The organism is Caballeronia sp. LZ035, from assembly GCF_031451175.1.
In the GTDB taxonomy this organism is placed as follows: domain Bacteria; phylum Pseudomonadota; class Gammaproteobacteria; order Burkholderiales; family Burkholderiaceae; genus Caballeronia.
In genome coordinates this window covers 290,656-303,309 of the sequence record NZ_JARUXS010000001.1, presented here as the reverse complement: position 1 = coordinate 303,309, position 12,654 = coordinate 290,656, and the positions used below count along the sequence as shown (strand labels likewise).

The window sequence follows — 12,654 nt, the reverse complement described above, 5'->3', positions numbered from 1 at the left end:
GATTACGACGCTTCCGATTTTGCGAGCCCATCGGATGCAGATCCGCCATCCAAGACAATCGTCTCCCCATCTTTCAGCCCGCCCAGCACTTGCGCCTTGACGCCGTTATTGATTCCGATTCTCACGCTGCGACGCACGGTCTTGCCGCGATCATCGACGATATGCACTTCGTAGCTGCCGTCAGGGGCTTTGACTCTGACCGCTTCCGACGGAATCGTTAAAGCCTCTTTGGCGCCACTGATCGCGATGCTAACCTCGGCGGTCATTGCGATGCGAAGCTTATGCTTCGGATTAGGAACGTCAAAGAGTGCGTTATAGAATATGGCGTGATGCCTCGAATCTCCACCGCCCGTGCCACGTTGTCGATTGGATTCAAGATACCCACGCGGCGCCGGCTCTATCGAGCGCAGCTTTCCGCAGTAACGCTGTTCCGGCTCACCTAGGGTTGTGAAACAGGCAGTCTGTCCAAGATGTACCCGGTGCACGTCTGCTTCTGACACCTCCGCGCTCACCGTCATTGTGTCGAGATCTGCTAGCTTCAATATGACTGGCGTCTCTTGCTGCGCATTTACCGTCTGCCCCTCTCGTGAAACGATCGCCACTACCTCTCCGTCGTTTGGAGCAACAATTTTCGTAAAATCGAGATGTGCCTTCGCGGTCTCTACTTTCATGTGGGCACTACGAATGTTCGCTTCTACGCTTTTAAGCTGCGCCCTTCGGCTCCGATATTCCGTCTCGGCTCTAACGAGTTCCTGGCGTGAGGTCGCGTCCTCAGCGAGCATTATGCGATTGCGTCGCAGCGCCGTCTCCGCTTCGAATAGTCTCGCACTCGCGGCCGCCCTGTCAGCAACGAGCAGGTCTTCCTGCGCTTGATCTTCCTTCAGTTCGTTTTCAGCAACAGTAGAGTCGATCTCTGCGAGCAACTGCCCTTTTGTTACCTTGTCCCCGACGCGGACCTTCAACGATTTGACTTGGCCGGAGGCCTGCGATCCGACGTCGACCTGCGTTCTACCTTCCAGTGTTCCTTCTGCTAAGACGACGTCTTCGACATCCTGTTTTTCAACGCGGGCAGTGCGACGATTTAGTTTTTCATCGGCGCGGTGCAACAGCGCCGCGACAATAATTGCTGTTATTACCACAGCATAGACGACCAGTATCGGACGTTTTGTTAGCACGGTGCTCCTAAGCAAACGCGACAACCCTCCTCAAAGTGTGCTAAGCGCATAAGTTAAAATTCGCAATCGTGCGCCATCTCACAGAGAGGCGTTGCCTGTACAACCCTTCAACTAAGTTCAAGATTAACTGTTCCCGGCGACAGGAGCGCAAACCTGCGGCAAGTGGCGGAGGAGCGACCGAATCGATCGGATGCTGCCCCGGGAGGATTACCCATCAATGCGAACCCTCCCAAGGGCAAAATTGCGGCGAACTAGCTGCGACTGCCGCTGAGCTTGGCAGGAAGTCCGTGCGTCGCGGTACTTGATGATCATCCGAGAGAAACGACAGCAGACTGAAGAAGACCGCTCCATTGCACAAACGGCCGCCCCTACCCCCGTGCTTCTCAAGTGCTTCTCAAGTGCTTCAAAAGCTGGATCCTTTCTTCAACCGAGGCCAATAAATACTCTAACCTTCTCAATCTCCGTGTGGAATTGGATGAGTACGAAAAGCTACGAGGCAGCTGACGACCAATCGCTACGTCGATTGCCGTTCTTCCCGAGTCGCGACGGATGTCGAATCACTCAAAGTTGCCACGTCCAGAATAGACGAATCGACAAACCTGCATGCTGAGTTGCTCGATGAGTATTTTCCGTCTGCTGCTGCGCGTCATTGGCTCCTGATTGCATGGATCAACATTCGATTCTTTCGCCGCTCCTAGCAGCAGCCAACCCCGCCAACTCTTGGAGGCACCGCACTCTACTGCCAACGTCTCATAGTCCGCTGCTACGCGAGTTCTCGAGGTCGAATAACGCCAACTCGAATAAATATGCGCTGCGTTCGATACGATCAGTACGTTGTGAGCAGCGATCTCACGAGCGATCATCTGCATGAGATAGACCACTAGGTGCTTAGGCCGTAAGCCGTGCCATTTCCGCGTCAGCGATCGAAATAGTTCTCGGCCTTTCGTGTTTCTGTCAGGCCCCTGAACACAGCCGATTAACACTCTCGGTCGTGGAATTTTTCCTCGCAAAGACGCTATCGAAAAGGAACAGGAAACAAGGCGAAGGCCGTTCGCGTCCCTGATACAGAGCGTCCAGTCGCCTTCCTTGCGAAACTGACTCAACACTTCAAGCACCACCTTCCACTGTTCGGCTCCAGCGGAGAATGACGCGACCATGGCGCTTTCACCCCGCTCTAACTTCTTGGCGATAGCGGGTAAAAGGTCATGCACGAACTCCTGATGTTCTAAGCTCACACGCAGGATGTCACCAGGGAGAAGTGCTTTATGTAGAAACGGGCGATGAACGCGTTCAAGAAGTAGCGGGGCTTGTGCTGCGAGCGCGGGATATTTCGACCCCGAGCACGCATCCAACCATCGAGTCGTTGTTCCAAGGGTTAGCGTCGACCGTATGAAAAACCGGATTCTTCGGCGACGCTCGAAACACGTATTTCCCGGATAGGCACACCGAGCGCTATCCATAAGCAACGCCCCAAGGGAAGCCACCCTTGTTTTCTTCATGGTGTTCCGATTTATATTGGTTTTGCGCCAACTTCGATTGCGATACTCAATCCATCGCCGCAGTTGCGCTACACGGTTTTCCAGGCGGACGTACCTGATTCGGCTTTCCGGTTGAAGCCGATCGGACGCCCGATTATCCTGCGAACGCAAATCGCCCTTACATCCCTTAGAAGCGGTAACCCGCGCCCGCACCGCCGCCGTAGGTACCACGTGTATTCGCAGTGAGGGAGACCTTCACACTCCATTTCCTTGTGGCAGTCGATACGCCCAGAGCGACCGAGGATTGACCATCGAACGTCCCACCCGCCACTGAAAGCATGCTCTCGCCTGGATATGCCTGCGGTAAGTTTGCGATCGCAATTGCGGAAGCCGAGCCAGCCGAAGCATCTTTCCGGTCGTGCTCCATATCCAGGCGAACACGGGCAACTGCCGTGTCGGTATGTGCGTTAGCGTTTTCGAGACCCGCCTTCATCGCAGCATTGAGCTGCCCTAGGTTGACTGCATCGCTATCGGCGACTCCAGCCGCGACATGAGCCACGACCTTATTGCCTCCGTCCAGAGCGACAATCGGTACCGGATGACGGTCATCAGGCACAGGCGCCGGGTGAGGTGCTGGCGTCTCGAGTTTTTCCACCCGCGACGACAAGGCGAAGAGCTGGCTACCATTCACCGCTTCGGTACTGTCGGCACCGATTCGACCGGCTGCAACATTTGTCAAAGCGACAGCAGAAGCGGCACCAACCCCTCCAAGTGTGACGGAGGATCGGTTCGTTCCGGGATCGTAGACGATAGCGTCTAGAGTGCGTCCTTTCTTATCGATAAGCCCCGCTTCTCGAAGTTGCGACACATTTACCGCATCGGTATCCTCGGTCCCGTCCGCCACATTAGTGATCTGCCGCCTCACGCTTCGACTGCCAACCGAAACCGTATTGCGTCGGTCCGCCACGGAATTGCTTCCCAGTGCAACTGAGTTATCGGACACTGCGCGCGCGTGAATACCTACAGCGATTGCGCTTGTTCCCGCCGCGCTGGCCTCGGCTCCCATCGCCAGTGCATCTAAGCCCATTGCTTGCGCTGGTGAGCGTGCTGAATTCGCACTGAAAAACTTCCCAGCTCCGCCTTTCGCAAGAGTATCGACTGTTGTCTTAACGTCGAGCACGTTCTTGTTCGTCTGAAAAAGTTGGGCACCGTTGACCGCGTCAGAGCTGTTGGCTTCGACGGCACCTGCTGACAAATTCGTCAATCGTGATCCTGCGGCGCCTCGCAACTTGATCAAATTATTTTGATTGTCATTGTATGCAACGAAAGCGTTTGTAGCGCCCCCGGACTTGTTGAAACTCGCTCCTAGATCCTCTAGCTGCCGAACGTTTACAGCATCGGTTGCTCTCGAGCCTGCCGCCACGTTGACAACTTGACGCTCGGAGCCGACTCTGCCAACAGAAACAGTATTGGGTCGGTCAGCAAATGAATCTGCGCCCAAAGCAACCGCCCGATATTCGATCGCTTTTGCTGATTTTCCAACAGCACTAGAGCTTTTAGCTCCTGCGTATGCTCCAGCGCCGAGAGCGGTACCATTGGCTATCGCGTCTGATCCAGCGCCGAGAGCGGTACCATTGTCTATCGCGTCTGCTCCAGCGCCGAGAGCTGTTGCATTACTTAGGCTTGCCTTGGAGTTTGCTCCAAAAGCTATGGCGCCGTCTCCTTGAGCAATTGCATGTGCTCCAAACGCAAGGGCTGCGCTGACTTTTTTAGTTGGGGTCGTGGGCTCTGAAGGTCTGGCGTGCCCTGTCGCCGACGCACGCGACCCTATCGCTACATCCTCCGCCTCTCCTGTAAAGGACCCTTGTCCGATGGCCACCGATCCACTCGCACCAGCTTTTGTCTGCGCGGCAACGCCGATAGCTATCGAGCCAAGCCCCAGCGCTCGAGATCCGTCAGAGATCGCCAAAGAGGCATACCCTAGGGATTGCGCACCATTGCCAATGGCAACGCCGTAGAACCCCGCTTGAGCATGTCCTCCGATAGCGATTGTCTCAGCGTCGTGGTCCACCACGATACCGTATTGCGTCCTATCAGGACTGTTCACTTTGACATCGTGGATCGAGTGTGCTTTGCCAATCGCCTCCACCTCATCCGAAGACAATATCCTTCTTTGGAGCCCGCGCATCAGTCCAGAACCGCCATGGAAGGACGACCTTCCTTCCGAGTTTGCAGCGGCTGCAGACGCTGTAGTGATCAACCCATCATCCTGCACCACAACTTCTCTTGAAGACGGCGCCCCGTGTTGTATAGTTGCTGCACTTGTCGAACTCGACACCCCAACGATCGCAGACACTACCAGGTTATTAATTTTTCTGATCATCAATCGCCTTTTTTTGTATTGAATCAATTGGTAAATTGAGGCTAATGCGCTTTGACTGATTTGCAGTCTTTATCATCGGCACGACGCTTCTGTGAACACAAATATCAGCCTTACCGAGTCTTACCTCGCTTGAAAAACTGAGCGCTTGCTCGACGGGAGGCAGTGTCAGGTGACCTCCTTTTTCCCAACTTCCGACTTTCTTCCAATGAGCGGCCCAGCCGAGCTGCAGGCTTGCCCGGCTCCAATACCCAGCTCTTCCGGTCTACGAAGAGACGGGCGCCATCAATCCATCTGACCTCACTGGTACGGCATGCAAAGAGCATTTCGTGCAAAAGCATGAGATAGCTCGCGCGCACCTTCGTGTAAGACGGGGTTGCACTCACTGTGCACGAAAGTCCGAAGCTCGAAGCAACAAGTAATCTGGTGAGGGTTAGCTTCGCCATCCATTCGATCCCTAAACGTCGAAGTTCGATTCTAGAAAATTCATTTTCGATGTGGTATTGGACGTGTACGAATATGCGTCACTAGGTGCATGGCCGACCCGGACTGACTTGTTGAGCTATGACGAGGTATTTTCGCGGCCGACGCAGACGGCGTTGTCAGGTGAGTAGGCGTCTTACGTGAGTCGAGGTCCATGCCCGTCGCTCATGCATTACGCCATCAGATGAAGCGCATTGACGTCGTAACTCAACGCCTTAAGTGAGGCGACGGGGTTCATCCCATCACGCCTCTCATTGGATCGCATCTCGGTTCGCTTTTCCGGCGGCCAAAGAGACTGGCGCTCGCTGCAAAGCCGGCGCGTCGGCGATTCGGCGATTCGGCGATAACGAAATGCTAGATGGTGAGAACTATGCTATTTGTCGACTTCGTCCGCTGGATGGCAGCGAATTCACACGCCTGTTCTCGAGCGGCGCCAGAGGTAGCAGCCAGATTTCGGAAGTGATGTATGTCCCATTTGGGACGAGTTAAATGTCTCCGATCTAGAGCAGCATGTTGAGGCCCTGATCACTTGATCCAAACGTCTTCAGTTGCTGACGAGTGGCGAAGAATTGTTTTCGCGGCCTCCTGGTTGACTCGTCGCCCAATTCTTTGCGCCTGCAAGGAAAAAAGCGCCAGGAGGGTGCCATGGCTCGCCGCATACTCGCCGGGCGCTATCAGCACTGGGCCGAGGTCCGGCACCGCGAAATCCTCGTTGTACGCGTGGGCCAGTGGCCCGACTCCCTGCTGGCTGCGGCGCTCGCGTCGTACAAACGCAATGTCCAGGCACAGGGCTGCTTCGACGAGGCGCCAGGAAGGACCCCGTGACTAGATGGAAGCATTGCAGGTCAATACGGACGCGATGTGGATCGGACAAGCATTTGTTTCCCGGTCGCCGCCCGGACAAAAATGGAGGGGGCGGGCGTCGGCGCGTCCAGGAAGCGAACACAACCGGAGCGCGGCGGGGGTAAGAGCGGCGCCATAACTCGGCAAACAACTCTCTACGCGGAAAGTTCCTGCGCTGCAGATTCCGTCTTTCAGGTTTCGAGTTTTTGTGTGTTCAAGCAACCGTGGCTTGTAGGGTTCTGTCATGGAGAATGCAGACGTCCTCCTCAGAGAACAGTCGGAACAGCTCCGCCGTTGTTCCCACGCCCAGCTTAAGCATGGCGTTCGTCTTGTGAGTACAGATAGTCTGCTTCGAGCGGTAGCGTGCCAACGCAATATCCTTGAGCGATTGGCCAGCCAAGGTGGCTCTCAGGACGTCGATCTCACAGGCGGTAAGGGGCTGATAACTCTGGCCACGTCGAGCCAGCTTCGCCGCATACCCTGCGAGCGTCGGCGAGACGAACTTCTGGCGGAGAAACGCCGCATTGATCGCAGCCTCCAAATGCTTGCCGACATCCTCCTCGTCGAGCACCGCGTGAACAGCCTTCATGGCTGAGAGCGTAGCGAGATAAGCGGGGTTCTTGATTCCAGAGTGCAGAACCAGGCCAACTTCAATGTGGCCCGCCCGCATACGCGTCAGTAATGGCTCGCCGAGAGAGTTCTGCCGGGAAGAGACGCTTTGAAGGTCCGCAACGATGACGTCGCAGTCAAACGCGAGCTTCGCCAACGCGTCTGGACAATGCGTTGTGGCGACGATATCGAACTCAGCGCACTGCCGAACTGCTGCCTCCGTGCCGAGTGCGCTAATGAGATAGCCGCCAGCACATAGAACCTTGATGGGCATAGACCCCTCCCGATGCAGAAATTTCGAGATTAGCGAAGGAGGTTCGGTCAGACAATCGTATACGTATTGGTAAGTTTGCCGACGGGCCGCGTTGGGCCCTAGTGATGATGAGCGGGACAGGGACTCTTTACATGTAGCAGTAACGGCGCCTCTGCTGTCAACCTCTTGCGCCGAGTGCCTGCCTGTGCGGAAATTTAGCCGAGGTTTCGGCAACGTCGAAAGCTTGGCGATTAATGAACTTAACGGCGTCACGTTTCTCTCGTCCGGAAGTCTTCGAACTCCTCGAGGCTTTAGAGCCCATTCCGTTCATCAATTCCCAACTTGCAAATCAAGAGGGAAGTCTGAACGATTCGAGGCATAAATCCGGGCAATCAGCCGTTTAGTATGAGGGCATCTTGCGGTCAGCCAATCCGCCGATTACAAAACCTCGTTGTCCAATAGTGACACGCCGTCATGTGGACGCCGAGATCGAAAATTCTAAAGGGAAGCAGTGGATATTGGCCGGAGCACGACGGTGAGTTTGCTGGTAGCTCAGCGTCGACGACTTGTTCCGCACCGGTACGGTGCCAGATTCGCATGCTATCCCGTCACACCCCTACCATCCAAAAGATCAGCAGGATCGCCGGCATTCCTAAGACGACCATTGCAAAGCCAAGCACGATTAACACGTCATAAACGCCTGTTTGCGTCTTGCGCATCTCATGGATTGACGGCGGCAGGTCCATGGACAACCGATCGAAATTAAGCGAGCCTCTCTTTAGAGTGGTTATAAGGCGGTAACTGGTTCGCCATACCATGTCGGTAGAACACCCCAATAATAAAAAGCTTGCGCACCAGCAAGTAGATTCAATTTCGATAGGTCCTGCGCTTACAGCTCATCCAACATTTTCAGCCGCTCCAAAAGTTGATCGCAAGCACGAACGCTGTTAGCTTGCCGGACACCGCCTGGCCCGTCGTCCCCATCAGAATAGAAGGAGTTGCAGCATATCGAGCAGTATCGGATCTGTCCCATGTTTGACGAAATGATAACTGAAGTATGTTGTTCAGACATGCGTGTGACGCGACTGGGCAGCTTGCACACGGCAACTTAGGAATCGCTTAAGCGAAAAAAGCCCGCGCAACGGCGGGCGGAAATTCCGAGGTTTCCAAAACGCCGTGCGACCGGCGCAAATATGCGTATAGACAAATGATCGACACACACAAGTAGAACGTTACACCCGTTCAGCGGAAGTAGTCCTTAGTCGCCAAAGCTTAAGCTCACAAACGAACAAAGCCTGTAACCCGATCATGGGTTCCGACTGCTTCAGCTGTAACCCGTTTGATTTTCGATGGGCTACGCTTTTCTCAGACCGGGTTACGCCGAACCTCAATGTAGAAGGCTCCATAACTGCGTACCCCGTGTAACCCACTTAACCAGTACCTTTCAATATTGATAGGCTATTTCCAAACTTCGGCGATGACGCTATCGACCATCGTTAGGTCATCGTGGTAATTCGCTCGACCGGGACGGAGCGGTGATCTGCAGGACGGGTCAACTTAATCCGCTTGAGAAACTGCCTTCGTAGCTATATGACATCAATCCGGAAGCGAGTCTTGACTTTATTGAACTCAGATTTGAGCAATCTAAATTCTATGTGTCGACGTAGCGCGCTGCTGACGTGCTTAAACACGCGCTGCGTGGCGCGATTCAGCCGGTGGGACGCACGTTTTAGTCAGCACGTTCCCTTCTCTCTTCACATCCCCTAAGGAATACCTTTATTCTCGCTGTTACAGCGGTTACGCTGTTACAGAACTCCATGAGCCCTTACTGGGCGGCGCTGAGCGCGTAACAGCGTTGGCGTAACAGCGGAGCGTTGTAACAGCGCATTGGCTAAGCTCGCGGGTCTTCTATCGCACTTCGCTCAAGACGCGCTGTTACACGCTGTCGCTGTTACGCTTCGACTGTTACGTGGGGAGGCTTTACTGGTAAGGCTTTCCACGATTCTGTAACAGCGTAACCGCTGTAACAGCGATTTCTGATAGATGGCTAGGCTGATCCTCTCCAAAGCGACGAGGTGAAGACGTACACTCGCGTTGGCCCTTTGTTCGGGAGGCGTTCCGCGCGTTGAGCCCATCCATTCGTTGCCGGTTTAATCCAGCCGTGCTCGATTAATACCTTCGCAGCGGATTTCGGATCCTGCTCATTGCAAATCTCCCGTTTAAACACTTCAGGAAAGACGAGATATTCGACCACACCATCAACTGCGCGTCTAAAACCGGCTCTATTAATGGTTGGTCTCTCAGCAACGTCATTCAAGTCGGTGAATCGTGATTCTTCATGAGCCTCGAAAAATGCCTTAACGTTCGACAGGATTGCTGCGTGCTCGTGACTACCGGCGCCGCCCCGATTTTCTAACCATGCTCGAAAACACTTGGCTGCGGCTGCGAGTGATTCACCAGCGTGCCATCCGGTAATTTGGCGATCGGTCGCATATTCGCCGGCTAATCCGATCAGCGCGAGCCGTTGACAGACACGGTGCGCTTGGCCATTGGCGTCAGCCGGAAGGTGCGCGGCCAGGAATTTCGACGTCTCCTGACGCAGATACTGTTCGATCACATCCGGCTCCTTTGCTATTGCATCCAGCATCTCGATTGCCGCAACACCATAGCTGCGCGCGCAGCCCTCGGTGATCCGCGCGGAGAGCTGCGCGCCGCCCGCTTGCCCGTGCAGCGTTTCGAAGAGCCCGAAGCCCTGACCTGCATCGGCCGGAATCTCGACCAGCCGCACTTCCTGACCCGCTTTGGCCTTCTTCCCTCCAGCCTGCATGTGTTGCGCGAGACCGATCTCACCAGCTGAAAGGAACAGCAGCCGCCATGACTGCCTCGCCCGCGCTGAGCCGGTTCGCCCCGCGCGTGCCTTGCCGGTGCCGTTTGCAAGCATGTAAGCGATCTCGCCCGCTTCGCGCGGGTCCACCTGCGCCAGCTCGTCGAGCACCAGGAGCGTATCATTATGAAGTGCGGCGAGACCTTCGAGGCCGTTCGACGTCGCGCGCCATCGCTGCATGTAGTCCGGGCCTCCGTACACGCTGCAGGCAGCACGGAGCGCCGTCGTCTTGCCCGTCGACGAGTCACCAACGAGGTTCAGGCCGCCGGACTCCTGCCCCGAATACGCCAGCATCATCCCTGCGAACGCCGTCGACACCGCAACAAGCATTCGAGAGTTGCTTGAGCAATAAGCGGCAACGTCTCGCTTCCATTCTTCCAGCGTACCGGCCTGGGAATAGGTGCGCATCACAACCTCCGATTGAAATATCACGCGCTCGGCCGACTCGCCGATTGTCCGGTCCGGAAAAGCAAACGCGCCGTTGTGCCAGCCGGTACGCGTAACGCACCGCCCGCGTGCTTTCGGCTTGGCCGTCGTTACGTATTCGGTCAGCTTGTTGCGTGCGCGGAAACTCGGCGAGATGTCCAGCCCCAACCGCGCGAGCTCGCCGCGCATGTCGGCACCGTCCGAGCGCAACATCTCCATGGGCATTGCCCAGACGTGAGGGTGATCGTCGGCGTCCTTCCACTCCAGCAGGCGGCCCCAGTTCTCGGAGGCACGATCACGCACGAGCGCACGGACGTGTAGCGGCGAGCAGATCCAATGCGGCATTCCGTCGTCGTCGGTATAGAACACGCCGTCCTTGCTTATGGAGAAGCCCCGCGGCACGAACCCCTTATCAGGTTGATCCGCACTGGCAGGCGTCTTGGCCTTTTCAATCTGTGCCGCAACTGCGCCTGCGCCAAAGCGTGTGTGCATGTCGTTGAAATCCGTTGCATCATCACCGCGCTTGTCTCCGAACTCAGGCGTGACGACGTTGCCCAAGACGGACCGCGCCGCCTCGACCGCCTTCTGATGCCCGTTCCCGAGGTCGGCGAGTACAGTGATTTCGGCGTCAGGACAGGCAGCCCGCATCGCCAGGGCAACCTTCGTGAGGTTGCCTGCCGAGAGCGCGGCCACCGTGGCGTGGCCGGTGCAAGAATGAGCTGACAGCGCGGTGGCAACACCTTCGGCGATCAGGATGCGCGTGCAGTCTTGCGGCACCGCGCAGACGAACCAACAGCTGCCGGCCTTCTCGCCGCGCGCCAAGGCGGCCTTGCGGCCTGACTCGTCGATCATCTCGACAGTGGTGACGGCGCCGTTGATCATCACCGGCGCGATCAGGATCCGGCCTTCGAGCTGCGCGCCGCCGGACTGTGGACGATAGCCAATCAGCATCTGGAGCTTTTCGACATCAAGCTCACGAAGGGCGTCTACCGCCGCAACACCCTTGCGTAACAGGTAGGGATGGTCATCTGCCGCCCGTTTCGACTTCTGGATAATCGCGAGCGCGAGCGTCGCCGCGTGTTTGCGGTCCTTCGCTCGTTTTTGTTCCTCCTTTTTTACACGGGCATCGCGCTCAGTCCGGCGGCGTTCAACCTCCGCCGGATCAACGACGATTGCCGCCTTCGCGCGCGGGTTGTAGCCGTACCTCTTTGCGATCGCAAACAAGGTGGCGATCGTGATGCCGCCATCAGGACGGATCGAACGCCACGTGTCGCGGACGTCTGCTGCGACGTAGTTCGGGCTGCCCTGACTCCAATTGTCGAACGTCTCAAAGCCCGCGTCGCCTTGCTCATGCTTCAAAGAGGCAGCGATGCGAAACCACACATCGCGCTCCACGTCCGGCGGGATGAACGAAAGCGCTTCGAGGATCCGCTGGTGATTGTCGAAGACGGTGCTCATTGCTTACCTCCCGCAATCACACCGGCCTGTGCAATTACGCGAGCGAAGGCCAGATTGTCTCCGATCGCCGCCGTCGCTTGTCCCGCGAGAACGCGCATGCGCGGCGAAGGTTCACGCTTGGACATCATGGTCTCAAGCAGATCGGCACGGCGGAATCCCTTCTCGGCCGCCGCAGCAAACACCACGTCGAGCACGCGGCGCGCGAACTGGCGCACATCGTTATCGGCCTTCTTTGCATGGAACACGAGGAAGCCGCACATCAGCAAGCATTCGGTAGGGCTCGCGTATTCGCCTTCGGCGATCGGAATGCCCAGCTCGTAGTTCTGGTTCACGCGATTGCCCGCGCCGCCGACGGTAGATTGCTTCCGAAGGCGCTCCTCCCAAATATCTGCGGCGCGGCGCAAGATGACGTGGGGTTTTGTAGTCTTCTTCTTGCTACTCATACGACCTCCTGTGCGGCCAGCGTCAGCCCCTGAATGACCTGCGGCAGTAGCTCAGGGCGCACCATCAGTCCTTTTTGCGTCGGCACGAAGTCACCTGCGGCGTTCACCACCAGAAGCCGGACATCGACGTACCGGCGACCTTTGTATGAGCGATGAGAGACGCGAATCCGCTGCGTCGGGCTCTTCTGGATGTCGATCACAACTTGTTCTTGACTGTTCATG

9 protein-coding genes are annotated in these 12,654 nt (G+C 56.4%); 1 reads left to right on the top strand and 8 read right to left on the bottom strand.

Annotated elements, in window-relative coordinates; translation table 11 throughout:
• Window positions 1–2: 2 nt before the first annotated feature.
• The 3 genes from QCE88_RS01450 to QCE88_RS01440 form a co-directional block, all read right to left on the bottom strand.
• Complete coding sequence (locus QCE88_RS01450) at window positions 3–1,175, bottom strand: efflux RND transporter periplasmic adaptor subunit (protein WP_309898560.1); 1,173 nt, start codon at window positions 1,173–1,175, stop codon at window positions 3–5.
• Window positions 1,176–1,732: 557 nt separating this feature from the next.
• The gene (locus tag QCE88_RS01445; protein WP_309903310.1) at window positions 1,733–2,635 is read right to left on the bottom strand and encodes a DUF535 family protein; all 903 of its coding nucleotides are present in this window, start codon (window positions 2,633–2,635) and stop codon (window positions 1,733–1,735) included.
• Window positions 2,636–2,840: 205 nt separating this feature from the next.
• Entirely contained in the window at window positions 2,841–5,036 is a 2,196-nt protein-coding gene (locus QCE88_RS01440; protein ID WP_309898558.1) for a YadA-like family protein, read from the bottom strand.
• A 1,125-nt stretch (window positions 5,037–6,161) separates the two neighbouring features.
• On the opposite strand from QCE88_RS01440, the gene QCE88_RS01435 reads away from it, so the two are divergent.
• Window positions 6,162–6,341: a hypothetical protein gene (locus QCE88_RS01435; protein ID WP_309898556.1), complete on the top strand. Its 180-nt coding sequence runs from the start codon at window positions 6,162–6,164 to the stop codon at window positions 6,339–6,341.
• 232 nt (window positions 6,342–6,573) lie between these two features.
• Here QCE88_RS01435 and QCE88_RS01430 read toward each other — a convergent pair whose 3' ends face one another.
• The 5 genes from QCE88_RS01430 to QCE88_RS01410 form a co-directional block, all read right to left on the bottom strand.
• A complete protein-coding gene (locus QCE88_RS01430) occupies window positions 6,574–7,242 on the bottom strand; it encodes a LuxR C-terminal-related transcriptional regulator (RefSeq protein ID WP_309898555.1) in 669 nt (222 codons plus the stop codon).
• A gap of 587 nt (window positions 7,243–7,829) precedes the next feature.
• A complete protein-coding gene (locus QCE88_RS01425) occupies window positions 7,830–7,967 on the bottom strand; it encodes a hypothetical protein (protein WP_309898553.1) in 138 nt (45 codons plus the stop codon).
• Between the two features lie 1,301 nt (window positions 7,968–9,268).
• Complete coding sequence (locus QCE88_RS01420; protein WP_309898551.1) at window positions 9,269–11,989, bottom strand: DUF927 domain-containing protein; 2,721 nt, start codon at window positions 11,987–11,989, stop codon at window positions 9,269–9,271.
• Entirely contained in the window at window positions 11,986–12,432 is a 447-nt protein-coding gene (locus QCE88_RS01415) for a hypothetical protein (protein WP_309898549.1), read from the bottom strand. Before QCE88_RS01415 ends, QCE88_RS01420 begins: the two co-directional genes overlap by 4 nt.
• Window positions 12,429–12,653: a transcriptional coactivator p15/PC4 family protein gene (locus QCE88_RS01410; RefSeq protein WP_309898547.1), complete on the bottom strand. Its 225-nt coding sequence runs from the start codon at window positions 12,651–12,653 to the stop codon at window positions 12,429–12,431. Before QCE88_RS01410 ends, QCE88_RS01415 begins: the two co-directional genes overlap by 4 nt.
• Between the last annotated feature and the right edge of the window lies 1 nt (window position 12,654).